Genomic DNA, 26,259 nt, shown 5'->3' on the forward strand with positions numbered 1-26,259 from the left:
CCCTTATCGTTTTAAAAGTAATAATTTGACGTAGTACTGACATAAAAACTCGCAAGCTTCTAAAAACTTTTTCGCTTCAAACGCATCTTTTCCCCATACGGTCACGCCGTGGTTGCGAATAAGCACTGCGCCTCGATCTTCATGAACATGGTCGGCAAACGCTTTGGCTAACGTCGGAATATGGGCGAAATTCGGAATAATCGGAATGCGAAACGCCGCATCTTCTTCCCATAATCCGAACGCTTTAATCATTTCTTGATTTGTAAAAATGACCTCCCCTTCGTCGCCGTACCATTCGGAAATAATGTTGTTGTCAACGGTATGAACATGAAGCACACAACCGGCGTTCGTTTTGTTGTAAATTTTAACGTGAAGAAGCGTCTCGGCTGACGGTTTCAAATACGTTGCTTCCGCTGGCTGTCCGTCGGCACCGACAAGTAAAAAATCTTCCGCCGTCTCTTTTCGTTTATCTTTTCCGCTCGCAGTGACAAGAAACGTAAGCGGCTCATCGCTCACTTTTATCGACAAGTTGCCACTCGTCCCCATAAACCAGTCGCGCGCCGCTAGCTCTCGTTTCACCTCAGCAAGCTCTGCCCATTTTTGTTGTCTCACGCGATCACCTCGCTTTCTTTTAACGCGTCAATGACATCATAAAACGTCGTAAACGGTGTATGTGGCAAGTTAAGCTCACGGCATTTTTCAAGTAAAAAGTCGCGCGCCATGACGTGATCGGCTAGTTTGGCTGCTGCCAAGTCGGTAATGGAGTCGCCAATGACGATCGTTTTTGCCCCTTTTGGTGCAAGTTTGCGAAGAAGCGACGGCTTGCAGCAACCGCATCCGTTTTGACAATGTTCATCGCACGCATACGGCCACGTAATGCGAATCGTTTCCCCGCTAAAATCGGCGCTGTTACAAAAAATGCGCTCTTTTTCAACGAGTCCGTGAAGAAGTGGATACACGAAAAAGTCAATGCCACCGCTCACAATATAAAGCGGGATTTGCCGTTCGTTCGTAAACGCGACAAAGTCGGAAAATCCGTCGCGAATGCGTGCGGTGTCAAGCAAAAATTGCACGATGTCTTCTTTCAACGTCGTCGGCAACAGCGAAAACATGCGCCCGACCCCTTGTTGTACGGAACACGTTTGGGCGAGTATATCGTCTTTGATCGCTTCCCATTCTGGCGGAGCGAACTGTTTCATAAGCGCAATAATGTTATCGTTTAACGTAATCGTCCCGTCAAAGTCGCAAAAAATGACTAGCTTCATCATGCGCTCCCCCATAAGTCAAGCGCTTGTCGTAACGGTTCGTTTTCTTTTGCGGCGTCATGGAGCGAACGCCCAGCAAGCACCGCATCAACTGCGACACGAAACGCTTGCCCACCACCGACTGCTCCGCTCGGATGCCCGTGCACGCCACCTCCTGCGTTAATGACGGAGTCGATGCCAAAATCGCGCACAAGAAGCGGCACAAGCCCCGGATGAATGCCGGCAGATGGCACAGGAAACGCGCGCAAAAACGGTTCTTCTTTCGTTAATTCATCGCGAATCGCAACCGTTTGTTCTTTTTCAAGTGCGACGCTTCCGTACGGTGATGGGAAGAGTGAAAAGTCCGCCCCTGCCATGCGCAACAGTTTGCCGAGAAGTAACGCGTAGCTTACGCCATATACGCGCGATGAAGCAATCGCCCCGCTAAACGACGGATGCGCCATAATTGGCAAACGAATGTCATCATCTTCACGAAGCGCTTGCAACACATCAAGTCCGTATGTAAACACGTTAAACAATAATACGTCCGCGCCAAGCTCTGCAGCTCGCTTTGCCTTTTCTTTTAACTGAAACGTTTTTCCGGTTAAGTTCACCGCATATAACGTCCGGTGCCCTGTTTGTTCGTACACTTCTTGAAGCGCTTGTTTTCCTGCCACGATGCGCTTGTCAAACGGTGTGAGGTCGTTGTCAAATAAAATTTCATCGTCTTTGACGAGATCGACGCCGCCAAGCGCTTGTAGCTTTAATTGTTCGGTGACGTATTGTAAATCACGCCCAATCACCGCTTTAAAAATACTCATGACAAGCGGACGGTGAAAGACGCCGAGCTTTTCACGAATGCCGTCAATGCCAAAGCGCGGGCCCGGAAACGCGCGCTTTAGTTCGTCTGAAAACGTTAAGTCAACAAGTTTAATCGTTCCGTCAAGCGACAATTTGCCGAACGTCGTCGTCAAAATGGCTGGAAAATCGGCACTAAAATTGACGCTCGGGTACGAAATGCGCACGAGTGCGCGTTTTAATCTCTTTCCAAAAAACGTATTGACACGCTCGTCTTCCTCTAACTCTTCAATCGACTGAACGATCCCTTTATGTTTTTTTAACTGTTCTTGTTCAAGCTGCGGCAAATCAGTCCACGACCCGACAGTCAGTCCAAGCGCGATACCTTCTGCTTTTTTCGCTAAATCTTTGTCGTCATGAATCAAATATGTTGCGGTAATCATATGTCCACCCCTTTACAAATAAAAAACCTCTTCATAAGAAGAGGCTAATTGTTCGTCTCTTCTTATCTCTCAGCCTACTGCTGCGAGAATTAGCACCGTGCTTAACACTTGTTAAGTCGGTTGCCGGGCTTCATCGGGCTCGTCCCTCCGCCTACTCTTGATAAGAATTTGTAATGTATTTAATTTTTTGAACAGTTCGTTTTTCATAAATTTACTTCGAATTATGACAGCACATGTTGCATTTGTCAATCATTTTTTTAAAAAAGTTGCAGTTGCCCGATGCGATAAGCTGCTTCTTTTAATTTTTCTTCGCTCGTCAGTAGCCCTGTGCGCACATAGCCTTCCCCATGTTCACCAAACCCGATGCCTGGAGCGACCGCCACATGCGCTTTTTTAAGCAACAGATCGGCAAATGTTTCTGACGTATAACCGTTTGGCACCGGAAGCCAAGCGAAAAACGAACCTGCTGGCGCTTGAACGTCCCAACCGATGTCACGTAAGGCGTGAATAAACGTATTTCGTCTTGCTTCATACGTGGCGACAAGCGCCTCGACGCACTGTTGCGACTCGAGTAGCGCGACCGCTGCCGCTTCTTGAATCGCACCGAACATGCTCACGTACAAATGGTCTTGCAACACGTTGATCGCTTCAATCATGCTTTCGTTGCCGACCGCAAATCCGATGCGCCACCCTGCCATATTGTACGTTTTTGAGAACGTATAAATTTCAATGCCGACGTCTTTTGCCCCTTCCACTTGTAAAAAGCTGACCGGCTTTTTCCCATCAAAGCCGATCGCCCCATACGCGAAATCGTGCACGACAGCAATGCCGTATTTTTCCGCAAACGAAACCGTTTCTTGAAAAAACGATTCCGTTGCGGTTGCGCCTGTCGGGTTGTTCGGATAGTTTAAAAACATCAGTTTTGCCTTGCGAACGACGTCTTCTTTTAGCTCATCGTAATCGGGTAAAAAGCTGTTTTCCGCCCGCAGTGGCATCATTTCCATGCGCGCCCGCGCAAGCACGACTCCCGACCAATAGTCTGGATAACCGGGATCAGGAACGAGCACAACATCGCCCGGGTCTAATAAACAAAGCGGCATTTCGACAAGCCCTGCTTTTCCGCCAAATAAAATGGCGACTTCTTTTTCGGGATCAATTGTCACCCCATATTCGCGCTTGTAAAACGCGGCGACCGCCTCTTTGAAAAACGAATAGCCGCGAAATGGTGAATATTTATGATACATCGGCTTTGCCACCGCCTGTTGCATCGCGTTCACAATATGTGCGGGCGTCGGCTGATCTGGATTTCCTTGCCCGAGGTTAATGACATCGTGCCCTTCAGCGATGACCGCATTCACTTTTTGCACGAGCGAAGCAAAAAATTGCTTCGGTAGTTGTTGTAACACGTTCGATTGTGGGAATGTTTTCATTTTTTTCACACCTACTTCACAAAAAGGTTGAAATTCTAGTCAAGTATCATATATCGTAAAAATCAAAATGTAAAGAAAATTTTTTGTTGAGGTGAATGATATGAACATCGCTTGCATACAAATGGACATTGCGTTTGGAACACCCGAAAAAAATAAACAAACCGCCTTGCGCTACATCGAACAAATCGCTCGTGACGTTGACGTCGTCGTTTTGCCTGAACTATGGACGACGGGCTATGATTTAACGAGGCTTGCTCATATTGCCGATGAAAACGGGGAAGAGACAAAAGCGTTTCTCGCATCCGTTGCGCGCACGTACGATGTGCATATCGTCGGCGGATCGGTCGCGAAAAAAACGAACGAACGAATGACAAATACGATGTATGTCGTCCAGCGCAACGGCGATGTCGTTTGCGAATATAGTAAACTTCATTTGTTCCAATTGATGAATGAGCATTTGTATTTGCAAGCTGGAGAAACGATGGGGCTATTTTCGCTCGATGAAACGACGTGTGCCGGCGTCATTTGTTACGATATTCGTTTTCCAGAATGGATTCGCGCGCATGCGCTACACGGTGCAGAAGTGTTGTTTGTCGTCGCGGAATGGCCTCTTGCTCGCCTGCATCATTGGCGCACGCTATTAACGGCGCGGGCGATCGAAAATCAATGTTACGTCGTCGCTTGCAACCGCGCGGGAAAAGACCCGAACAACGTGTTTGCTGGACATTCGCTGATCATTGGTCCGTGGGGAAACATTCTTGCCGAAGGAGACGAACAAGAAGAGATTATTGTGGCGAATATCGACATAAACGAAGTACAACATGTGCGCGGACGCATCCCAATTTTTGCCGATCGTCGCCCGGATGTGTATAAAATTTTTGAAAAAAAGGATTGACAAACGAGCATAAAGCGATGTATGATTCGAATCAAGCGAATTCACGAAACTTTTTCACTGTTTAGAACATTCGAATAATAACAAACACTCTTATCAAGAGCAGGTGGAGGGACGAGCCCGATGAAGCCCGGCAACCGGCGATGACGCACGGTGCTAATTCTTGCAGCAGTAGGCTGAGAGATAAGAGGTGCGAAGCAAACTTCAAACCTCTTTCGTTCAGCGAAAGAGGTTTTTTATTTTGAGAGGAGGAATCTACATGTACGAACCGTTAACAGAACAAAAAGCGATTGCCCTCGCTGTTCGTTTAGGGCTATTTGGAGAAGATGCCCTTCTTTCGTGTCAAGAAATTGGGGATGGAAACTTAAATCTCGTGTTTCGTATCGTCAACGAACGAACAAACGACAGCATCATCATTAAACAAGCGTTACCATATGCGAAAGTCGTTGGCGAAAGCTGGCCGCTTACATTAAAACGGGCAACGATCGAAAGCCAAGCGTTGCGCACGTTCGCGAGCTACGTTCCTCACTATGTTCCGAAAGTGTACTATTCCGATGAGACATTAGCAATTACAGTGATGGAAGATTTGTCGCATTTACACATTGCACGCCGTGGGCTGATTGAAGGAAAAACGTTTCCAAATCTTTCAACACATATCGGCGAATTTATCGCGAAAACGGCGTTTTACACGTCGGATTTTGGCATGAATCAACAACAAAAAAAGAAGCTCGTACAACAATTTACAAATCCGGAACTATGTAAAATTACGGAAGATCTCGTCTTTACTGACCCGTTTTTTGACCACGACACGAACAACTTTGAAGCAGAACTTCGCGCCGATGTCGAACAGCTTTGGCAAGATGATGTGCTTCAGCGCGAAACAGCGAAATTAAAACGGCTTTTTTTAACGAAAGCGGATGTGTTGCTTCATGGCGATTTACATACGGGAAGCATTTTCGCAAGCGACGAGGAAACGAAAGTGATCGATCCAGAATTTGCGTTTTACGGTCCGATCGGCTTCGATTTAGGGCAATTTTTTGCCAATTTACTATTAAACGCGCTCTCTCGTCATGAACGTGACCGCGAACCGCTTTTTGCTCATATTGAAAACACATGGGACGTCTTTACCCGCACGTTTGCTGAGCTTTGGCGCGAAAGCAACGAACCGTATGCGCGCACATGTGGCGTGCTTGATGACATCATAAGCGATGCGCTCGTTGAGGCGATCGGCTTTGCCGGTTGTGAAGTCATTCGCCGGACGATCGGGTTGGCGCATGTGGCGGACCTTGATGAATTGCCGCTTGAGCGCAGACTTCACGCAAAACGCCACGCTCTTCGTCTCGGTCGTGAGCTCATCGTGCAGCGAAACACATTGACGATAAAAGACTTGAAACATCTTGTACAACAAACGGTGCATGTCAACAGCTAGGAGGAACAAAATGAAATCGGTACAATGGCATGATACACATATTACGATTTTAAACCAACAAGCGTTGCCTCATAAGACTGAATATTTAGAATTAAAACGTATCGAAGACGTATGGGACGCGATCGTTACGTTAAAAGTGCGCGGAGCGCCAGCGATCGGCATGACTGCCGCATACGGTTTAGCACTTGCGGCCCAATCATATGAGACTGATGATTTAGCGACATTTCATACCGAACTAAAACGCGACCGCGACTATTTAGCAAGCTCGCGTCCGACCGCCGTCAATTTATTTTGGGCGCTTGACCGGCTCATAAAAAGCGTCGCTAATGCTACATCCGTCAACGAAGCGAAAACGACGCTTATTCATGAAGCAATTTGCATGCAAATCGAAGATGAAGACGTCTGTCGTCGCATCGGTGAACATGCCCTTTCCTTGTTTCAAGACGGCGACCGTATCATGACGATTTGCAATGCGGGAGCGATTGCCACAGCCCGTTACGGCACCGCGCTTGCGCCGTTTCATTTAGCGAAAGAAAAAGGGATGTCGCTTCATGCGTACGCTTGCGAAACACGCCCGGTGTTGCAAGGAGCAAGACTAACCGCATGGGAACTTTCACAAGCTGGCGTCGATGTGACGCTCATTACAGATAACATGGCGGCACAAACGATGAAAGCAAAGCACATTTCCGCAGTCATCGTCGGGGCAGATCGCATTGCCGCCAACGGCGATACCGCAAACAAAATCGGCACGTTCGGCTTAGCCATTTTAGCGAAAGCGTTCAACATTCCGTTTTACGTCGCCGCTCCGCTATCGACGATCGACTTACAGACGAAAACAGGCGACGACATTCCGATTGAAGAGCGAGCGAAAGAAGAAGTCACACATATCGGCGGCGTGTGCATCGCGCCAGATGTGAACGTCTACAATCCGGCATTCGATGTCACACCGCACGAACTCATTACCGGCATCATTACTGAAAAAGGGATCATCTTCGGCGACTACGAAACGAAACTGCCGACATTATTTGAGGAGGTTTTGGCATGAAAAACATATGGGCAATGATCGTGCTTTTATTCGCGCTTTTAGTCGGTTGCACAAACGAACAAGACGCCGTCTCAAAACCAGCGGAACAACCGAAAGAAGAAGCGAAACAAACGAACGAAACAACGGATGAAAAAGCGGACATTCCTGCAGCATTAAACAAACCGATTAAAATTGCTGCCATTATGCAAATGTCGATCGGTACATTTTCATCGCAATATATCGCTGGTGTAAAAGAGCAAGTCGCGAAATTTGGCGGCGATGTGCAAATTTATAACGCCGATAACGATTTAACGAAAATGGCGTCGTACGTCGAAACAGCAATTAGCCAAAACGTCGATGCGATTTTATTAGACCACGGACGCGCAGATGCATTAAAAGCACCTGTTGAAAAAGCGCTGGAGAAAGGCATTCACGTCGTTGCATTTGATAACGATTTAAACATTCCTGGAGTGACCGTTATTGACCAAGACGACTACAGCTTAGCATGGAAAACGTTAAAAACGTTAGCGGAAGATTTAAACGGCGAAGGAGAAATTGTCACGATTTGGGTCGGTGGCTTTACGCCGATGGAACGCCGCCATGTCATTTACGAAGCGTTTCAAAAACGGTATCCGAACATAAAAGAAGTAGCGAAATTCGGTACCGCAAGCGCCAACACCGCTTTAGATACACAAACACAAATGGAAGCGATTTTGAAAAAATATCCGAACAAAGGCGATATTGATGCCGTCTTTGCGACGTGGGATGAGTTCGCCAAAGGGGCGACGCGCGCCATTCAACAAGCAGGTCGAACAGAAATTAAAGTGTACGGCATCGACTTAAGCGACGAAGATTTACAAATGATTCAACAACCAAATAGCCCATGGGTCGCAACAACAGCAACCGACCCAGCGGAAGTCGGGCGCGTTCAAGTGCGCTTTGCGTATCAAAAAATTGCTGGGGAACAAACGCCAAACATTTATTCACTTGAACCACACTTAGTGAAACGGTCTGATTTACCAAATACACCAATTACGATGAACGAGCTAAACAACTACATGCCAAGCTGGGGACAATCAAACGTTGCCATCTCCCCATGGATGAAGACGCTTGAAGAAAAGGTGAAAAAACAATGAGCGGTTTGCGCATGAAACAAATCGTCCATACATTTGGCGATGTGACCGTATTAAACGGCGTGAACTTCCATGTCCAACCGGGCGAAGTTCACGCCCTTTTAGGCATGAATGGAGCTGGAAAAAGCACGTTAATGAACATTTTAGCTGGCGTCTTGCAGCCGGTGAGCGGAACGATCGAAATCGACGGAAAGACACATACGTTTTCTTCCCCGAAAGATGCCAAACGAGCAGGCATCGGACACGTCGTGCAAGAAGTCGATGCGGCGTTATTCCCTGCTTTGTCCGTATATGAAAATATTCTCGCTGAACAAATCGTTGAACAAAAACATATGTTCTTTTCTAAAACAAAAAAGCGCACCTTCGTGTCTCAACTGCTTGAGCGCGTCGGCTTAGCACACTTGTCGCCTGATACAACGGTACAAACATGCACGCTTCATGAAAAACAGCTCATTTTGCTAGCACGCGTCCTTTCCTCTTCCGCTCGCTACATTATTTTAGATGAGCCAACCGCCTCGTTAAGCGAAGAAGAAACGAAACGATTGTTTACGATGATTGAACAATTAAAAACGCAAGGTGTGTCGTTTATTTACATTTCGCATAAATTGCACGAAGTAAAACGCATATGCGATCGGATGACGATTTTACGGGACGGCAGTGTCGTTTACGAAGGCGATGTATCGCTCGCGACAGAAGATATCGTTCGCCATATGGTCGGTCGACAACCGGAAGTGCGCAACGCACGGGCACGCAACATAAGCAAAGAAACGATTTTTGAAGTCAAACAATTGTACATTCCAAAAACGAAAACGACGGTCGATCTTGCGGTTCGGCGCGGTGAAATTGTCGGCATTGCCGGTCTCGTTGGCGCTGGAAAAACAGAACTCGCCGAAAGCATGATCGCTTATGTCAAAACGACAGGCGAACGCATCATGCAGGGAAAAAAACAAACATGGGCGTCACCGAAAGAGGCGATTGAAGCGGGCGTTTGTTTAATTCCAGAAGAACGACGAAAACAAGGGCTCTTTATGAACGAGACGGTCGAAAAAAATTTGACCGTGCGTCTATTGTCAACCATCGCCCCATGGCAATGGATTCGAAAACGGCACGAACGCGCCATCGCGACAAACCTTGTTTCATCGTTACATATTCGTCCATCTTCGCCGACGGCGCTTGTGAAACATTTAAGCGGCGGCAATCAACAAAAAGTGGTAATCGGGAAATGGTTACAAACAAATAGCGACGTCTTTATTTTTGATGAGCCGACAAAAGGCATTGACGTGCATGCGAAAGAAGAAGTATTTTCGATCATTCGCGCGCTTGCTGAAAAAGGAAAAGCGATCATTTATTTCACGAGCGAATGTCAAGAATTGCTTCATATCGCCGATACGATTTACGTTATGGTCGATGGTCAGTTCGTAAAAAAAGTGGACGCACTCGAAGCGACATATGAACAGCTCGTCTATGACATGACTGGAGGTGGAACGAATTGAAGTTTTTATACAAATACGGAACGATACTCGCCATCGTTATCGTCATCGCTTTTTTTAGCTTGACGCTCGATTCATTTTTTACGTATGCGAACTTTAGCGACATTTTGCGCTCCATTTCGATTGTGACGCTCGTTGCGATCGGCATTACGTTTTCGTTAATTGTCGATGGATTCGATTTATCGGTCGGCTCCACCGTCAGTTTGGCAACCATCGCAAGTGCCTCGGCGCTCGTCTTACATCGCCAAGAGCTGCTTGTTGCGCTTGTCGTTCCACTTTTACTCGGTGCACTCGTTGGGCTGTTAAACGCTTTTTTCATTATCCGCCTTCGTCTACCTGATTTATTGGCGACGTTAGCGGTCATGTACATCATTAATGGCGTGCAGCTCACATACACGAAAGGATTTTCCATTTATAACGACATGCCGCTTCCCGAAGGCGGCGTGGCGCCGGGAAAATTTATTCCGTCGTTTTTATTTATCGGACAAGGCGAGCTGTTTGGCGTCCCGTTTTCTGTGTTGCTTATGCTTTTGCTCGTCATTAGTGCTCATCTTTTTTTAACGTATACAAAAACGGGGCGTTTATTTTATATGACAGGAGAAAATCGTGAAGCCGCTCATCTCACCGGCATTCCTGTCAACCGCTACCGTACATATGCGTATATGATTAGCGGACTGTTTGCGGCTTTAGGTGGCATTGTGCTTGCTTCACGCATCGGCACGGGGCAAGTATCCGCGGGGGCATCACTATTAATGGACGGGGTAGCTGCCGCGTTTATCGGCTTTTCCGTTTTCGGTATCGGCAAACCAAATGTGATTGGTACGTTACTTGGCTCAATTTTTATTGGCGTCTTATTAAACGGACTGACGATGATGAACGTTCCGTATTACGCACAAGATATTGTAAAAGGTGCACTATTAATTTTCGCACTTGCGTTGTCCCATATGGTCAAAAAGTAACCCACCTTATGCAAGGTGGGTTTCAAACGTCCGTTCTTTTTCTACTTTTTCGATGAGTTCATCAAGCAGGCGAATGACTTCTACAGATGCTTGTTCTAATTCGATTAACTGCGCTTCGGCACCTCTTATATCGCCTTTGCCGTACGCTTCGGCTGCTTTTTTCGCTGCGATATGCACGCGTTCATGTGGAGCGTCTAACTTGTCATATGCTGGCGTGCCTTGCAGTTGTTTTTTCGTTTGTTCATCAAAATACCATTTGCCTAATCGGCATTGGTGGTGGGAAGCGACATCTTCAGGTCGCACCGTTTCATAGCCGACGATCATATTGTAAATGCGCCATTTCCATAATAAATGGTCTGTTTTTGCTAAATGCAATAGCGCTTTCGCAGATAGTTTTACACTATTTTCATTCACCATAGTTAAACGGAACCGGTCGATTGCTTTACTTAACGCATGCACGGTTTTTCCTGTTTTTTCACCAAGTTCGCGCACGTATTCCGTCAGTGAAGCAATGGATGACATGCGCGTCGCGATTTCATCGACAGCAGCAGCTTGTTCTTCAGCTACAGCGGCGTTTGTATTTGTACTATCTTGAATTTCTCCCATAGCAGATACAATTTCTTCTAAAAGCGGCATCGCTTCTTGCGCTTGATGAACCGCTTGACGAATCGTTGTTGACGTCGAGTAAATCGCGGATGATACTTCCGATGAAATCGTGCGCAATTCTCCGACGTTTCGTTGCACTTCCCCAAGCGATTGCACGGTATGGTCAGCGAGTTTGCGAATTTCTTCTGCGACGACCGAAAACCCTTTTCCATATTCGCCTGCACGTGCGGCTTCAATGGATGCATTTAACGCGAGTAAGTTCGTTTGATCTGCAATGCCGTTGACGAGTTGCATCACTTTTTCAATCGCGCTTAAATGTTGTTGTAAATGTTCAAAACGGTCAACCATTTGCGTAAACTGTTCGGACGTTTCAATAATTTCTCCGAACGCCTCCGTCATCATTTGTTGTCCTTTTTCTGCCCGTTCAACTGATGTGGTCGTTTTTTCAGCGATGACTGTCGCTGCATGCGCGACTTCTGATACGGCTGTCGTCATTTCTTCCGTTGCGGCAGTCACCATTTGCACATCGCTATTTTGTTGATCGAGCGCTTGAAGCAAGTCTTTAATAAACATAATTTCGGCATTTTGTTCCATTAGTTTTGCCGTTCCGCTTGCGATTTGTTCCATCATCGTTTCCGTGTACACTTCTACAAGAAGCTGCTGTTCGATGTTAATCGCTCGCTGCAACGCTTCCATAAGCGTTAAACAACGTTTCGGCGCAAGCGCTACCTTCGCTAACAACGTCGTTAAAACGAAGAAATTGAATTGGTTAAACGCAACGATGAGCTTCCCGACGTTCACTTTTTCTTTTCGCAACAAATGGAAAAAGCGAAGCGATTCATCGACGTATGCGCGGTTTCGCTCCATCGTAAAAAAGGCGTTTAAATATGCTTCGATGCGGGCTTCCGTAATCATCTTCGCCGCTTCTGGCTGCACTTGTTTTAGCCCTTCATGAAAGAGACGAACCATTTCTTGTTTATGTGGAGCGATAAGTTCATCAATTTGTTTTAACTTTGCGAAATCTTCCGTTGTAAAATGGTTGTACGATAACGTGTCAACAAATCGTCCGTGAAACGAATAGTCTGTCCCTTGTTCAAGCAATTCGTTTAACGACGGACGAAGGCGTTTAAATAACATGCTATTCACCTCTTTAGCTGTCTTGACATATAAGTCTATTGTACTACATTGCTTTACCGCATGTCATTATTTATTGGTAAGGTAATATAAAACGTTGTACCAACGCCGACTTCGCTTTCGACATCAATGCGCCCGTCATGCTCCTCAATAATTTTATAGCTAACCATTAAGCCAAGACCCGTCCCCCGCTCTTTCGTCGTATAAAACGGCTCGCCTAATTTTTTAATTTTATCTTTCGGAATGCCGCTTCCTTCATCGCGAATGGCGATGCGTATATGATCTCCGACATGCTCAACGGAGACGGTAATCGTTCCGCCGTTTGGCATGACTTCCATCGCATTTTTTAATATGTTAATAAACACTTGTTTTAATTGTTTCGGCTCGCAGTATATACGCGGCACTTGATCGTACGTTGCTTCAATTTGAATGTTGTGCATCATTGCTTGCACGCTTAATAAATCGACTGTTTCTTGCATAATTTTTGCGACGTCGCCCCGTTCGTAATGAACAGCTTGCGGTTTTGCCAATACGAGAAATTCGGTAATAATCGACTCAATGCGCTTTAATTCCGACATAATGACGTGAAAGTACATATTATATTGCTCACAATCATTGCCGATGCTTCCTTGTAAAAGTTGGATAAATCCTTTTAACGCCGTCATCGGATTGCGAATTTCATGAGCGATACCTGCCGCCAGTTGACCGACAACGCTTAACGTATCAGACTTACGTAATTGCTCTTCCATTTCTTTTTTCTCCGTTATATCACGTACCATCATCAGTCCGACATGCTCAATAATGCTCGGTTTAAACGACAGTTCAACGATTTTGTTCTTTCCTTCGCCGTCTGTAATCGTAAACTCTTCCTCTTCCGCTCCATTATTCAACCACTTTTGAAATTTATTTAAATCGTTGCTTCCGATAAACGTATGCATGCATTTTTCAATGAGCTGCTCTTTCGGAAGGGCAAAAATACGGCACGCCACCGGATTGGCGTCAAAAATGCGATGTTTGTCGTCAATTAACACAATGCCATCCATCGCATGATTAAAGACGCTACGAAACTTTTGTTCTTGTTCGCGCAACTGTTTTTCCATTTTGCGTCGTTCGCTGACATTGCGAAAAATCGTTAAATGATAGCCGTTAATGGCGCCTTTTTTTGATGTAAATTCGAGCTGTTTTTTTTCACCGTTCGGCATATGAAATGTTAATTCATCGCGAATTTCTCCATCGCGGAAAAATTGTTGTAATACGTGGCGTACTTTATCTTGTTTTGAATCAATAAACTGCATTAAATTCGCATGAACGAGATCGTGAAGCGGCAATTCAAACGTTCGGCTTGCGGCAGGATTGGCGCGCAAAATATTTCCGAAATCGTCACAAATTAAAATCGCTTCATGGGCTTGTTCAAAAATGGCGCGAAACCGCTCTTCACTCCGTTGCAAGTTCATTTCCATATTTCGTTTTTCGGTCACGTTGCGCATAATGGCCATAAAAAAGCCGCTATGTACGTTCGTTGTTAACGTCAGTTCGAACAATTTTTGCATGCCGTCCCCTAAAATAAACGGCAGTTCGCTTGATACCGTTCCGTTTCGTTTTAACGTGACTAACAGTTGGTCGAATAAATTATGATATTCCATTGGGATAAATGTTTGGATTGATAATTTGAATAGTTCTTCTTTTGTAATGTTGACGCTCGCACAAAAGGAAGGATTCGCGTCAATAAAGCGTCCTTGTCCATCGAAAATGACGATGCTATCGCCCGCGCGATTAAACAAATCTTTAAATAACGTTTCATTAATTGTTCGTTCACGCTCAAGCGCTTTTTTTGAGGTAATATCGCGGATCATATATAAATCAAACGGTTGCTTTTTATGGCGGCGCATAAATAGTTGTACATGCTTGATTTCGCCATCTGCCAAGCGAATGACGATTTCATCATCATATGTTCCAAATTTATGCAACATTTGTTTTTGAAAATGAAAAATATGTTCCGGGACGAGATATACGTATTCATGAAAATTTTTTTGCAACAGCTGGTCACGCGACGTGCGAAATAAACGGCACGCTGCCTCGTTCACATCCACGAACGTCCCGTCATCTTTTACTAACACAATCGCATCCGTCACTTGTTGTAAAATGAAATCGTACTGATTTATTCGCTCATCGATCGCTTCCTTTTCTTGTTTCGAAAGCTGTACAAATCGTGAATCTTCCATTATACCTTTCAAACTCAAACGCGTTCCCTCCTAACAAACTCCCTCTCTACATTTATATAGTTATGATGTATATTCGCCTGATGTTTTTTTATTCCTTCTTAAAATTCCGAAAATTTTACTAATCTTATCGGAATAAAAAAGAGCAGCTCATTTGCTGCTCAACGATCGATAATAACGATATATGTTGCTTTCACTGGTCCGTGCACACCGACAACTAAATTCATTTCAATGTCGGCGGAATTGCTCGGTCCAGTAATAAAGTTAATGCACGACGGCACGCGCTCGCCACGCGCCATCTTTTCGCGAATGAGGCGCGCCGCTTGCGTCATACGTGGAACAATTGTACTTTTCGGAATAAGCGCCACGTACGTTGTTGGCAAAAAGCTAATCGTTCTCCCTTGATTTTGATTGTTTAATAACACAACTGTTCCTGATTCCGCTAACGTGATATCACTCCATGTGATGCCGATGTTTGCTCGCTCTGCTGCTTCAATGTTATGACGTCCACGTGTAGCGTCCCATACGTACACATCTTCTCGCTTTAAAAAAGAAGATAGTCCAACCTGTTCGTAGCGCTCATCGTTAGCGATGATAATCGGGCCTCCGCCATGCGCATGAATGACGTGTTCGACCGTGTCATGAAGCTCGGCGCTGTTTGTTTCAATGAGCGTCGTATGAATGCGAGTACACTGATTTTTCAACACATCAAGCAGCTCGTCTTCGCTATATCCTTGAAACACGGTTTGTTGCGGTGCATGTTTCCACTGTGGACGCTCAACGGACGTGCGCACGTCGCGTCCGAGACGGGAGGCAATTCGCTGTAAAAAAGCTTCCATCATTCGTTCCCCCTTTGTTTTAGCCAGTCGCGGAACCGTTCTTTTTCTGGCGCTGGAAATTCACGAATGTCCGTCCACGCTTTTAACGGTCCCGGTCCTTTCGAAATGCGGTCGTTTACTGTAAACGGATGGACGGCAGTCGGTGCGACTTTCGAACCGAGTTTATACAACAGCGACGACGCCGCACCTAATCCGAACGCTTTCATCGCCAATTTTTCCGAAATCGGCGCTTTTCCTTCCCGTTCGACAATCGTTTGGCGATGTTTTAGCAACAGTTCATGAAGCGGAATTTTTACCGGACACGCTTCCGTACAAGCAGCGCATAACGTTGATGCGTACGGCAATTCTTTATAATCGTCATAGCCGCCAAGAAGCGGCGACAACACCGCCCCGATCGGTCCCGAATAAATCGAACCGTACGAATGACCGCCAATATGGCGATATACCGGACAAACGTTGACGCAAGCGGCGCAACGAATACATTGCAGCACCGGCTGAAATGCTGTTCCTAAAATATCGGAACGTCCGTTGTCGACAATGACGAGATGAAATTCTTCTGGACCGTCCACTTCTCCTTCATCGCGCGGACCGGTTAATACCGTAATGTAACTCGTCAATTTTTGCCCGACCGCGCTTCTTGTGAGTAAACTAACGAGCACTTCCATTTCTTCAAACGTCGGTACGATACGCTCCATTCCCATGACCGTAATTTGCGTTTTCGGCAATGCGGTGACTAAATCGGCGTTTCCTTCGTTTGTGACAAGCGTGATCGAACCAGATTCTGCAATGGCGAAATTGCATCCGGTAATGCCGACATCTGCTGTCATATATTCATGGCGAAGCATATGGCGCGCATGAAGCGCAAGCTCCTCTGGCTTTTCCGTTTTTGTATACGCCAGCTTCTCTTGAAATACGTCGCGAATTTGTTCTTTATTTTTATGAAGCGCAGGTGCGACAATATGCGACGGCGGATCGTGGTCATCGACTTGCAAAATGTATTCGCCAAGGTCCGTTTCAATGACTTCACAGCCGAGCTTTTCGAGCGCGGCGTTCATATGAATTTCTTCCGTCACCATCGATTTTGATTTCACAATTTTTTTCGCTTGTTTGCTTGCAACGACGCGACAAATGTAGTCGTTCGCTTCTTCCGCTGTTTGCGCAAAAAAGACGTGCCCCCCGCGTTTTTTTACGTTTTCGCTCAGTTGCATTAAATAATAGTCTAAGTTTTCAAGTGTATGTTGGCGAATTTCTTCTCCAAGCGCGCGCCATTCTTCCCAATTGCCGAGTTCTTCCGCCGCCTCGAGCCGACGCGTGCGCAACCGCTCTTGCGCCCCTGCCACCGCTCCGCGCATAAACGTATTATGAATCCCTTTTTCTACCCGCTCGTGAAATTCTCCCATGTTAATTTTCATTGCCATATAATTCCCCCCTATCTACTATTAAGTACTTCGGCAATGTGCATGACACGAATCGGTTTTCCTTTTCGCTCGATGCGCCCGCCGATGTTCATTAAACAGCCGCAATCAGCACCGATTAAATAGTCGGCTTCGACTTGTTCGATACATTGAATTTTTTCATCGACCATCTGTTCTGAAATTGGTCCCATTTTTACGGAAAACGTCCCGCCAAATCCACAGCAATTGTGCGCGTTCGGAAGCGGAACGACTTCAAGCCCTTTGACGTGTTGCAATAACGTAAGTGGTGCATCTTTGACGCCAAGTAAGCGCGTCATATGGCATGATGTATGATACGTCGCCTTTCCTTCTAAGCGCGCCCCAACGTCTTCTATCTTTAACACATCAACGATAAATTGCGTCAGTTCATACGTTTTATTAGCGACGTGTTGTGCTCGTTCTTCCCATTCAATGTCGCCTTTAAAAATGTGCGGATATTCTTTAAACATCGTCGCACACGAGCCAGACGGCGTAACGATATATTCGGCATGTTCAAACGTGCGAATCATATGTTTCATCGCTTCTTTCGCTTCTTTTACATAACCGCTATTGTAAGCTGGCTGTCCACAGCACGTTTGCGCCTCTGGAAAATGAATAGTACAGCCGAGCCGTTCTAACAACTCTACTGTCGCTTTGCCAACATTGACGTGAAATAAATCCACTAAACATGTAACAAATAATGTGACGTTCATTCCCGATCCCCTCTCTAAGAAAACGTTTTCTTTTTTCACTTTACATCTCATTGCCAAATTAGTCAACCGGTCATCTGATGATTAAGAAAAGCGCAAAGCGCCGTATATCGGCGAAGATCGCGCAAGCCCCACCGAGGAGGCTTAGCCGCCGCAGTATGGGGCGGAGCGACTCGAGCCGATGGCGCTTGAAGCTAGACAGCTCTATCTTTATGAAGATATTCCTAAACTCAAAATTTTATAAATTCCTTTGAACACGGAGGAAGAACCTCCATTATGAAGATATGTAGCTAGCAAGCACTTTTTCAACATGCCCTAAATGTTCTTTCATTCGTTCTTGGGCTAGTTCAATGTGTTGATCGCGAATCGCTTCAAAAATGGCGATATGATCTTCAAGGAGTTGTTCGGTCGTCGCTTGTTTGGCAAACAGCCAAATGCGGCGCGTTTCTCGCATCGTTTCCATCATCATGCCGGATACGTTGTTCATTAAGCTGACTAACAACGGATTTTTCGTTGCCGCCGCAATCGCCATATGGAATAAAAAGTCGGCTTTTTCCCCAAGCTCTTCATCGCCAATTGCTTCGCGCATTTGCGTAAGGGCGCTTTGCATCGCGCGCAAATCTTCGTCCGTTCGCTTTCTAGCCGCCACCCCTGCGGCACCGACTTCAAGCAGTTTACGCACTTCAAGTAAATGAGCGACATCTTCTTTATTCATAAGCACCGCTGCGGAAATCGGGAACGACAACATCGCTGGGTCAAACTCGCGCACATATGTGCCTTCCCCTTGTTTCATTTCAATGAGCCCCATCGCTCGAAGCGCCGTCAACGCTTCACGAATAGCTGCGCGCCCAACTTGAAAGTTTTCGGCTAGCTGTTGAACGGAATCGAGTTTATCTCCCGGCTTTAACTGTCCCGTTTGAATCATATGTAAAATTGCTTCCGCTACTTCTTCATATATCTTTTTCGGTTTAATTTGTTTATACACGTTGTCCACCCCATCATCTCTTGTTTGCTCCCCCATACAAATAGAATATCATATCATATTTTTCTACAAAATAACTGTGAAAAATTTTTAAATATTCATATTGAAAAATGGTTACGCTTACATTATGATATACTCATCAGATGATTGTATGACCTTATGACGAGGGGATAAGGAATAACGTCATCACAATGAAACAAAGGGGGATGAACATGTTATCATTTATCGCACTATTACCAATTTTAACAGTTTTCTTATTTCTTGTTGTATTAAAATGGCCAGCGAGTCGCGCCATGCCTGTTGCGCTCGTTGTCACTGCGGCAATCGCCCTATTCGTTTGGGGGACGAAAATGAATGTCGTCGCTGCCGCCAGCGTCAACGGTATAAAGACAGCCATTGAAATTATGTTTATCGTCTTTGGAGCGGTATTGCTTTTAAATACGGTAAAAGAAAGCGGCGCGATCGAAACGATTCGCCAAGGATTTATTCACATTTCGCCAGACCGTCGCATTCAAGCGATCATTATCGCATGGTTGTTCGGTTCGTTTATTGAAGGGGCAGCCGGATTCGGTACGCCCGCTGCGATTGCCGCTCCGCTTCTTGTTGCGATCGGTTTTCCTGCGATGGCTGCCGTATTAGTCGCGCTAATTATTCAAAGTACACCTGTTTCGTTCGGAGCAATCGGAACGCCTATTCTCGTCGGGGTCAATACAGGGCTTGCGAATCAAGAAGCGGTCATGAAAGCCATTGGCGATATGGAATTTACCGATTATTTATTACAAATTGCTGCCAACGTCGGCATCATTCACGCCCTCGTCGGAACGTTCATTCCGCTTATTATGGTTGGGATGCTTACGCGCTTTTTCGGCAAAAATCGTTCGTTCCGTGAAGGATTGCGCGTTTGGAAGTTTGCGATGCTTGCCGGCTTTGCATTTACCGTTCCGTACGCAATCATCGCGAACGTACTTGGACCGGAGTTTCCTTCATTACTCGGTTCACTCATCGGTCTTATTATTGTCGTTCCAGCCGCAAAAGCCGGGCTATTTATGCCGAAAGATACGTTTGATTTCGAACATCGCAGCCATTGGGAACAAGAATGGATCGGTCGTTTAAACAACGAACAAACGAACATCGGACAAGGAAAAAAGCGCATTTCGCTTTTGAACGCTTGGTTCCCGTACGTCTTAGTGGCGATTTTGCTTGTCATTACACGCACAGTCACGGAAGTAAAAGCGTTTTTAACAGGAGAAAGCGTCACGATTTTAATCGACAACGTATTCAACTCTGGCATTGCGATTAAATCAACGCCACTTTATTTGCCGGGTACGATTTTCGTCATCGTTTCGCTCGTCACGTACGTATTGCATCGCATGGATGCAAAAAGCTACAAAAAAGCGTTTACTGATTCGTTTAAAACGGCATTAAGCGCAGGTTCAGCACTCATTTTCGCCGTACCGATGATCAACATTTTCATTAATACGAAAACAGATGAGCTTGCTAGCATGCCGCTCGTTTTAGCCGAAGGCGTATCACATATCGCTGGTTCCTCATGGCCAATCGTTGCGCCGCTCATCGGTGCGCTCGGCGCGTTTATCGCAGGAAGCAACACATTCAGCAATATGATGTTCTCGCTTTTCCAATTCGGTACAGCGGAAAGCATCGGCTTATCGGCTTCAGGTGCTGCCGTTGTCGTAGCACTACAAGCGGTTGGCGGTGCAGCTGGAAATATGATTTGCGTTCATAACGTCGTTGCCGCTTCCGCGACAGTCGGGCTTGTCGGTCAAGAAGGAAGCTTAATTCGCAAAGCGCTCATTCCGATGACGTATTACATTTTAGCGGCTGGTATGCTCGGTATGGGCTTTATCGTCGGTGGCTTCAACGTATGGTTTATTCTTTATGCTGTCGTCGTTGTCGCATTCATTTTGTTTATGGTATCAAACCGCGGCAAAACGAAACGAGCAGAAAACCAAATTTCTGCATAATACAAAAGGGTGTCCTTACAAAAAAGGGCACCCTTTTTCCTTCCCTTTAGATATGATATAATTGTTCGTTGCAACCTATATGTGAAGGAGTCGTTTGCAGTGCATATTATCTGTACAACGTTAAATGCAAAATATATTCATACAAACTTAGCGATTCGCTATTTAAAAGCATACGCCCAACCAGAATTTGATGTGGAGCTTGTCGAATATACGATTAAAGATCCGGTGTTAAATATCGTCACCGATTTATACCGTCGCAAACCTGACGTCATCGGGTTTAGCTGTTACATTTGGAATATCGAACAGACGATTGAAGTCATTCAACTGTTGAAAAAAGTGCATCCGACCGTCACGATCGTCGTCGGTGGTCCAGAAGTGTCATACGACGTCGCTTATTGGCTTGAGCGCGTGCCGGAATTTGATTACATCGTTATCGGCGAAGGCGAAGAAACGTTTAAACAGCTTCTCACAGCGCTTGAGCGCGGTGAAGATGTCGCCAATATTGCTGGAATCGCATATCATCAAAACGGAAAAGCGGTCATCAACCCGCAACGAAATAAAATCAACTTAGCGAACATGCCGTCGCCGTTTCGCTTTCCAGAAGATATCCCGCATTTGTCTAAGCGCGTCACGTACGTCGAAACGAGCCGCGGCTGTCCGTTTAGCTGTCAATTTTGTTTATCGTCCATTGAAGTTGGCGTCCGTTATTTTGATCGGGAGAAGATAAAGGAAGATTTACGTTATTTAATGAAACACGGGGCGAAAGTCATTAAATTTGTCGATCGTACATTTAACATTAGCCGAAGCTACGCGATGGATATGTTTCAATTTTTAATTGACGAGCACGTTCCCGGCGTCGTCTTTCAATTTGAAATTACTGCCGACATTATGCGCCCAGAAGTCATTCAGTTTTTAAACGAACAGGCGCCACCGGGACTATTTCGCTTTGAAATTGGGGTGCAATCGACAAACGATGAAGTGAACAAGCTCGTCATGCGCAAACAAAATTTCGAAAAGCTCACCCGCACGGTCACGATGGTCAAACAAGGTGGAAAAATCGCCCAACATCTCGATTTAATTGCCGGACTTCCGGAAGAAGATTACACATCGTTTCGCAAAACGTTTAACGACGTGTTTGCCCTTCGCCCCGAAGAATTGCAGCTCGGCTTTTTAAAAATGTTGCGCGGCACAGGCTTGCGCCATAAGGCGAACGAGTATGGGTACGTGTTTATGGACCGCGCGCCGTATGAAATTTTACGAAATAACGTCTTGTCTTTTGACGACATCATTCGCTTAAAACAAGTCGAAGATGTGCTCGAAAAATATTGGAACGATCATCGCATGGACGAAACGATCGAATATATCGTCACCCATCTGTTTGACACGCCGTTTGACTTTTTCCAATCGTTCGGCACATATTGGGACGAACAAGGTTGGGCACGCATCGGTCACCAGCTTGAAGATTTATTCCGTCGCCTGTATTCGTTTTTACAAACGATCGATACAGACGACTTGCCGATTGTGGAAGCATTGATGAAATACGACTATTTGCGCAACCAAAAACAAAAGCCGCGCAAACCGTGGTGGGATGAAAAAACGGACAAACATATGCGCACATACGTATATGAACAGTTGATGAAAGAGCCACATCTTCTTTCATTAACCGAAAAAGAGCTATTTAAACATACCGTCGTCGAAATGATCCCGTTCGACTTACCGCATTATTTACAAACGAAACACATTCGCCATTGCAATATGGCAATGATCGTATACTTCAACCAAACGACGATGAAAGCGGAAACGTATTTTTTGGAAGTGGACACGAATTGACAAAGCGTTTATTGAAGTTTTATAATTTCAACTATAAGGAAGATTTAAGTTGCGAGAAGGACATCATCCGGAGATGTTCCTTGCTAGAGAAGATAGCTGTCGAATGTTCGAAATTCGATAGCTTAGAGATGATGTAAAAAGCGCTAGCATGAGGAGCTAGCGCTTTTAGTCGTATTAGGGGGGAGAAGGATGTGAAAAGAATCATGGTTTTTATTGATGGAAATAATTTCGAAAGCGCTGTTACGAATCTTTTCAGCGGAAATTATCAGCGGATTGACTATGGAAAATTAGCTCATTATATAGCTGACATAAGAAACGGTCATCTACAAAGGTTATATTACTATACGGCTATGAGTAGTCACGATAAATCGAAGGCAGCCGCAACAAAAAAGTTTATTGATACATTAAACAAGCATGTCCCTTACTGCATTGCAAAAGCTGGCTATCTTAAATATGTCGGTCAAGATGGGAGCGGAAAAGACATTTATATTGAAAAAGGCACAGATGTAAATATAGCCGTTGATTTAGTGTCTTTAGCTTATCATCACGCCTACGACGAAGCCATTTTGTTAAGCGCAGATACGGATTATGAACCTGCTATTCGGGTCGTACAACAACTAGGGAAAAATGTCGTAGCCTGTCTCGTTGATCAACAAAAAGCTGGATATTTAAAAGATTTATGTGATGACCACTTTTTTCTAAAGAAAGAAGACTTTGAACATGTACAACGATAATCGGGCTGCTTTCGTGTATACGTAAGCAGCCCTTTCTCTATAGCTACATAGTCCGAACCTATGTAGCCTCCACTTTATACTATGCAATTATTTCATAAATATACTTTACTCATTTTTCTTTTCCTTTTTCGCCTCTTCCATTAACTCCATCACTTTATGCGCATTGACGTCGCCTTGTTCTTGTCCGAATTCTTCCTTTAGTATATCGCTTGGAATTGGAATTGTTTTGCCCGCTCGTTTATTTTTCATTTCCCTTGCCGTCCTTTTTTCGAATTTCGGTTTGCGCCGCGGCTCATATCTTCTCCGCCAGCATATTGCGCTTCAAATTCGTCTTTCGGCATGCTTTCCGTCGGCGTTTGGTTGTTCGTTTTCGCCGCATCATGTGTTACTTTTCGCTTCATGATCGTTCACCTCTCGTACGTTCTTTTTTGTAAGCAATGAGTATAATGTCTTCACCTGTTTGTTGGCGCAGTTGCCGTTCCAATTGTTGCACTTGGGCGATATCGCGTTCATGCAACGGTGCGATCGGGAAATGCATGTGAATACCCCCTTCACAAGTAATGTCACGCAAAGCGACATATTTTATACGCCATTTAGCCACATTAATGATGAGGTGAAGACAATGAAAAAAGAAATCGAATCGCCGATTTTCGATGAAACGCAACCACATCAAATTCACGCCCCGTCGTTTAAAGGAACGGGTATCGAGATGAAGCCGCCGTTTGTCAATAAGTATGGCGTCGTCATCGGCGATAGTAAATACAATTCGCCAAACTCCCCGCTCAACAAGTGGAGCGATGAAACCGACCCAAGCGTGATGGCGGGTGATGAATGGGTGCACCCGACGAACGACATCGGTTGGAATACGGCAGAAAACCGCAAACTGCTTGAAGAAAAACGAGGGGGAAACGCGCCATTTATGCATCCTGATAAAGATGTCGGATACGGGGCGGATTGACACATTCGCCCGACTCCTATCATACATTGAAGAAGCAATGCATAATGGGGTGTCATATATGGATCAAGAATGGATGCAACTCATGAGAGTCATCGGTGTTGGGATTATTGTGACAGGATATATCCTTTTATTTATAAGCGAATATAGCGAATGGGAAAAAATAAAAAGAGGGGGATCATTTTCCCCCTGTAAATGAAATGCCTTTAATAAAGTAACGGTTGAAAAATGCATAAATAACTAACACAGGCAACGTAAATACCATCGACGCTGCCATAATGTAGTTCCAATAGCTAATGTATTGTCCTTTAAAGCTATTTAACCCGAGTGGAAGCGTAAACAAGTTTGGATCAGACAAAATGATAAGCGGACGCATAAAATCGTTCCACGAGCCCATAAAGACGAAAATGGCTTGCGCCGCGAGCGCCGGGCGAGCGAGCGGCAACACGATGCGGAAAAACGTGCCGATGCGGCTTAATCCGTCTAACGCGGCCGCTTCTTCTAACTCTTTCGGGAAATTGATGAAAAATTGGCGCATCATAAAAATAAACGTCGCGTTAATCATCGCTGGGACAATCATCCCTTGATACGAGTTCAGCCAGCCGAGCTGTTTTAAAATTAAATAGTTCGGAATCATCGTCACTTGTGCTGGAATCATTAACACTGCCAAAATGATCATAAAAATCGTTTGTTTTCCTCGGAAATGAAGACGGGCAAGCGCATAACCAGCCATCGAGTTAAATATTAAATTCAACATTGTCACCGTCACCGCAATGATGACGCTGTTCATAAACCAACGCGGGAAAAGCTCTTGTTCAATAAAAATTTGTTTATAATTATCAAGCGTAAAGTCTTTCGGAATAAAACTGATCGAACCGCTCACAATTTCTTCAAGCGTTTTAAACGATGACGAAAGCGCCCATAAAAACGGAATCATCGTTACGATTGCATACAATACGAGAATCGTATATAACAACGCTTTGCCCAATCGCATGTTCTTCCCCCCTTAATAAAGCGACTCTTCTTTTGAAAATTTCCGCTGCAGCCACGTCGCAAGTAAAATGACGATCGCTAACGCAAACGCCAACGCTGCCGCATAGCCCATCGTTCCGAGCGATTTAAACGCATATTGATAAATAAGTAGAACGACCGTTAACGTAGCATTGTTCGGACCGCCTGAACCGCCAGAGAAAATGTATGACTGGTCAAACAATTGGAACGTACCGATTAAGCCCATAATGACGACAAACGATGTGACAGGTTTTAAGTACGGCACCGTAACATACCAAAACTTATGCCAAGCGTTTGCCCCGTCTAACTCCGCCGCTTCGTATAACGAATCCGGAATGTCTTGCAGTGCCGCTAAATAAATGACCATAAAAAACGGTGCCGTTGACCAAATGTTCATAATCATAATGGCGTTTAACGCAACAGACGGATCACCAAGCCAGTTGTACGTCGGCAAGCCGAAAAACTCGAGCACGTGATTGACAAGCCCGTTTTGGTTGTACATCCACATAAAAATAAGCGTCAATACAGCCGATGACGTTAACGTCGGCAAAAAGTAGACGATGCGGAAAAACTTCTCCCCTTTCAAGCCCGCATTAAGCGTTGCGGCTAAAACGAGCGCTAACATCGTTTGTGTCGGCACGACGATCACCACATATTTGACCGTATTCCAAAGTGCAATTTTTGCTCGTGTATCGTCGAGTATACGCGTAAAGTTATCAAACCCGACAAACTGAAAACTTGCCGTTCCTAATAACTGCACTTTATGAAACGATAAATAAATCGCAAATAAAATCGGACCGATGACAAATAAAAGAAGGACAAATAATGTTGGCGATAATAACGTATATGCCGTTCCTGCTTCTTTCCATCGCTTACGACTAAACATATGTTCATCTCCTTTTGTCGTGCTATTCGCCTCTTTCAAGTGAAGATTGTGCAACACTTCACTTGAAAGAAGGGAACAGCGAGGGGAATACCCCCT

Annotated in this window: 25 protein-coding genes and 2 riboswitches; of the genes, 10 read left to right on the forward strand and 15 right to left on the reverse strand. The window is 45.2% G+C overall.

Features of this window, described 5'->3' with window-relative positions:
* Nucleotides 1-3: 3 nt before the first annotated feature.
* From HNR43_RS00460 to HNR43_RS00475, 4 genes are all read right to left on the reverse strand, one after another.
* Nucleotides 4-612 (reverse strand): methylthioribulose 1-phosphate dehydratase, encoded by a 609-nt coding sequence (locus tag HNR43_RS00460; RefSeq protein ID WP_183240162.1) that lies wholly within the window; start codon nucleotides 610-612, stop codon nucleotides 4-6.
* Nucleotides 609-1,268, reverse strand: coding sequence for a 2-hydroxy-3-keto-5-methylthiopentenyl-1-phosphate phosphatase (locus HNR43_RS00465; RefSeq protein ID WP_281380304.1), 660 nt, complete (start codon nucleotides 1,266-1,268; stop codon nucleotides 609-611). The genes HNR43_RS00460 and HNR43_RS00465 overlap by 4 nt, the downstream gene beginning before the upstream one ends.
* Nucleotides 1,265-2,485 carry a 2,3-diketo-5-methylthiopentyl-1-phosphate enolase gene (gene mtnW, locus HNR43_RS00470; RefSeq protein WP_183240166.1) on the reverse strand — a complete coding sequence of 407 codons (1,221 nt, stop codon included), beginning with the start codon at nucleotides 2,483-2,485 and terminating at the stop codon, nucleotides 1,265-1,267. The genes HNR43_RS00465 and mtnW overlap by 4 nt, the downstream gene beginning before the upstream one ends.
* Nucleotides 2,486-2,544: 59 nt before the next feature.
* Nucleotides 2,545-2,652, reverse strand: a riboswitch (SAM riboswitch).
* 90 nt (nucleotides 2,653-2,742) lie between these two features.
* Complete coding sequence (locus HNR43_RS00475) at nucleotides 2,743-3,915, reverse strand: pyridoxal phosphate-dependent aminotransferase (RefSeq protein ID WP_183240168.1); 1,173 nt, start codon at nucleotides 3,913-3,915, stop codon at nucleotides 2,743-2,745.
* Nucleotides 3,916-4,015: 100 nt separating this feature from the next.
* On the opposite strand from HNR43_RS00475, the gene HNR43_RS00480 reads away from it, so the two are divergent.
* From HNR43_RS00480 to HNR43_RS00505, 6 genes are all read left to right on the forward strand, one after another.
* Nucleotides 4,016-4,810 carry a carbon-nitrogen family hydrolase gene (locus tag HNR43_RS00480; protein WP_183240171.1) on the forward strand — a complete coding sequence of 265 codons (795 nt, stop codon included), beginning with the start codon at nucleotides 4,016-4,018 and terminating at the stop codon, nucleotides 4,808-4,810.
* A gap of 87 nt (nucleotides 4,811-4,897) precedes the next feature.
* Nucleotides 4,898-4,997: riboswitch (SAM riboswitch) on the forward strand.
* 69 nt (nucleotides 4,998-5,066) lie between these two features.
* Nucleotides 5,067-6,236, forward strand: coding sequence for an S-methyl-5-thioribose kinase (gene mtnK / locus HNR43_RS00485; RefSeq protein WP_183240173.1), 1,170 nt, complete (start codon nucleotides 5,067-5,069; stop codon nucleotides 6,234-6,236).
* 10 nt (nucleotides 6,237-6,246) lie between these two features.
* On the forward strand, nucleotides 6,247-7,281 hold the full coding sequence (gene mtnA, locus HNR43_RS00490) for an S-methyl-5-thioribose-1-phosphate isomerase (RefSeq protein WP_183240175.1): 1,035 nt from the start codon (nucleotides 6,247-6,249) through the stop codon (nucleotides 7,279-7,281).
* Nucleotides 7,278-8,396 (forward strand): sugar ABC transporter substrate-binding protein, encoded by a 1,119-nt coding sequence (locus tag HNR43_RS00495; protein WP_183240177.1) that lies wholly within the window; start codon nucleotides 7,278-7,280, stop codon nucleotides 8,394-8,396. Before mtnA ends, HNR43_RS00495 begins: the two co-directional genes overlap by 4 nt.
* On the forward strand, nucleotides 8,393-9,886 hold the full coding sequence (locus HNR43_RS00500) for a sugar ABC transporter ATP-binding protein (RefSeq protein ID WP_183240180.1): 1,494 nt from the start codon (nucleotides 8,393-8,395) through the stop codon (nucleotides 9,884-9,886). The genes HNR43_RS00495 and HNR43_RS00500 overlap by 4 nt, the downstream gene beginning before the upstream one ends.
* The gene (locus HNR43_RS00505; RefSeq protein ID WP_183240182.1) at nucleotides 9,883-10,842 is read left to right on the forward strand and encodes an ABC transporter permease; all 960 of its coding nucleotides are present in this window, start codon (nucleotides 9,883-9,885) and stop codon (nucleotides 10,840-10,842) included. The genes HNR43_RS00500 and HNR43_RS00505 overlap by 4 nt, the downstream gene beginning before the upstream one ends.
* 6 nt (nucleotides 10,843-10,848) lie before the next feature.
* Here the strand turns inward: HNR43_RS00505 and HNR43_RS00510 are convergent, their stop codons facing one another.
* The 6 genes from HNR43_RS00510 to HNR43_RS00535 form a co-directional block, all read right to left on the reverse strand.
* Entirely contained in the window at nucleotides 10,849-12,585 is a 1,737-nt protein-coding gene (locus HNR43_RS00510; RefSeq protein WP_183240184.1) for a methyl-accepting chemotaxis protein, read from the reverse strand.
* A 53-nt stretch (nucleotides 12,586-12,638) separates the two neighbouring features.
* Nucleotides 12,639-14,804 carry a PAS domain-containing sensor histidine kinase gene (locus HNR43_RS00515; protein WP_183240765.1) on the reverse strand — a complete coding sequence of 722 codons (2,166 nt, stop codon included), beginning with the start codon at nucleotides 14,802-14,804 and terminating at the stop codon, nucleotides 12,639-12,641.
* Between the two features lie 158 nt (nucleotides 14,805-14,962).
* On the reverse strand, nucleotides 14,963-15,640 hold the full coding sequence (locus HNR43_RS00520) for a LutC/YkgG family protein (protein WP_183240187.1): 678 nt from the start codon (nucleotides 15,638-15,640) through the stop codon (nucleotides 14,963-14,965).
* Nucleotides 15,640-17,058, reverse strand: a complete 1,419-nt coding sequence (locus HNR43_RS00525; RefSeq protein ID WP_183240189.1) for a LutB/LldF family L-lactate oxidation iron-sulfur protein — start codon at nucleotides 17,056-17,058, stop codon at nucleotides 15,640-15,642. Before HNR43_RS00525 ends, HNR43_RS00520 begins: the two co-directional genes overlap by 1 nt.
* An 11-nt stretch (nucleotides 17,059-17,069) precedes the next feature.
* On the reverse strand, nucleotides 17,070-17,786 hold the full coding sequence (locus HNR43_RS00530; RefSeq protein ID WP_183240191.1) for a (Fe-S)-binding protein: 717 nt from the start codon (nucleotides 17,784-17,786) through the stop codon (nucleotides 17,070-17,072).
* A 271-nt stretch (nucleotides 17,787-18,057) separates the two neighbouring features.
* Nucleotides 18,058-18,804: a FadR/GntR family transcriptional regulator gene (locus HNR43_RS00535; protein ID WP_183240193.1), complete on the reverse strand. Its 747-nt coding sequence runs from the start codon at nucleotides 18,802-18,804 to the stop codon at nucleotides 18,058-18,060.
* A 167-nt stretch (nucleotides 18,805-18,971) separates the two neighbouring features.
* Here HNR43_RS00535 and HNR43_RS00540 point away from each other — a divergent pair, with 167 nt between their 5' ends.
* The 3 genes from HNR43_RS00540 to HNR43_RS00550 all read left to right on the forward strand — a co-directional run bounded on the left by HNR43_RS00540 (nucleotide 18,972) and on the right by HNR43_RS00550 (nucleotide 23,311).
* Nucleotides 18,972-20,747, forward strand: a complete 1,776-nt coding sequence (locus HNR43_RS00540; RefSeq protein ID WP_183240195.1) for an L-lactate permease — start codon at nucleotides 18,972-18,974, stop codon at nucleotides 20,745-20,747.
* Between the two features lie 99 nt (nucleotides 20,748-20,846).
* The gene (locus tag HNR43_RS00545; RefSeq protein ID WP_183240198.1) at nucleotides 20,847-22,577 is read left to right on the forward strand and encodes a DUF4080 domain-containing protein; all 1,731 of its coding nucleotides are present in this window, start codon (nucleotides 20,847-20,849) and stop codon (nucleotides 22,575-22,577) included.
* Between the two features lie 191 nt (nucleotides 22,578-22,768).
* Nucleotides 22,769-23,311 carry a LabA-like NYN domain-containing protein gene (locus tag HNR43_RS00550; RefSeq protein ID WP_009362505.1) on the forward strand — a complete coding sequence of 181 codons (543 nt, stop codon included), beginning with the start codon at nucleotides 22,769-22,771 and terminating at the stop codon, nucleotides 23,309-23,311.
* 105 nt (nucleotides 23,312-23,416) lie between these two features.
* Here the strand turns inward: HNR43_RS00550 and HNR43_RS00555 are convergent, their stop codons facing one another.
* Genes HNR43_RS00555 through HNR43_RS00565 form a run of 3 tightly spaced genes read right to left on the reverse strand, consistent with a single transcriptional unit; the run spans nucleotide 23,417 to nucleotide 23,849 of the window.
* The gene (locus HNR43_RS00555) at nucleotides 23,417-23,560 is read right to left on the reverse strand and encodes a hypothetical protein (RefSeq protein ID WP_183240200.1); all 144 of its coding nucleotides are present in this window, start codon (nucleotides 23,558-23,560) and stop codon (nucleotides 23,417-23,419) included.
* Nucleotides 23,557-23,712, reverse strand: coding sequence for a hypothetical protein (locus tag HNR43_RS00560; protein ID WP_006321568.1), 156 nt, complete (start codon nucleotides 23,710-23,712; stop codon nucleotides 23,557-23,559). Before HNR43_RS00560 ends, HNR43_RS00555 begins: the two co-directional genes overlap by 4 nt.
* On the reverse strand, nucleotides 23,709-23,849 hold the full coding sequence (locus HNR43_RS00565) for a hypothetical protein (protein ID WP_183240202.1): 141 nt from the start codon (nucleotides 23,847-23,849) through the stop codon (nucleotides 23,709-23,711). The genes HNR43_RS00560 and HNR43_RS00565 overlap by 4 nt, the downstream gene beginning before the upstream one ends.
* An 84-nt stretch (nucleotides 23,850-23,933) precedes the next feature.
* Between HNR43_RS00565 and HNR43_RS00570 the strand changes: the two genes are divergently transcribed.
* On the forward strand, nucleotides 23,934-24,269 hold the full coding sequence (locus HNR43_RS00570) for a DUF3905 domain-containing protein (RefSeq protein ID WP_183240205.1): 336 nt from the start codon (nucleotides 23,934-23,936) through the stop codon (nucleotides 24,267-24,269).
* 175 nt (nucleotides 24,270-24,444) lie between these two features.
* Here the strand turns inward: HNR43_RS00570 and HNR43_RS00575 are convergent, their stop codons facing one another.
* Together HNR43_RS00575 and HNR43_RS00580 are read right to left on the reverse strand one after the other, a co-directional pair.
* The gene (locus tag HNR43_RS00575; protein WP_183240207.1) at nucleotides 24,445-25,260 is read right to left on the reverse strand and encodes a carbohydrate ABC transporter permease; all 816 of its coding nucleotides are present in this window, start codon (nucleotides 25,258-25,260) and stop codon (nucleotides 24,445-24,447) included.
* Nucleotides 25,261-25,272: 12 nt separating this feature from the next.
* Nucleotides 25,273-26,163 (reverse strand): carbohydrate ABC transporter permease, encoded by an 891-nt coding sequence (locus HNR43_RS00580; RefSeq protein WP_055440334.1) that lies wholly within the window; start codon nucleotides 26,161-26,163, stop codon nucleotides 25,273-25,275.
* Between the last annotated feature and the right edge of the window lie 96 nt (nucleotides 26,164-26,259).

It is taken from the genome of Anoxybacillus mongoliensis (genome assembly GCF_014201515.1).
Lineage (GTDB): Bacteria > Bacillota > Bacilli > Bacillales > Anoxybacillaceae > Anoxybacillus > Anoxybacillus mongoliensis.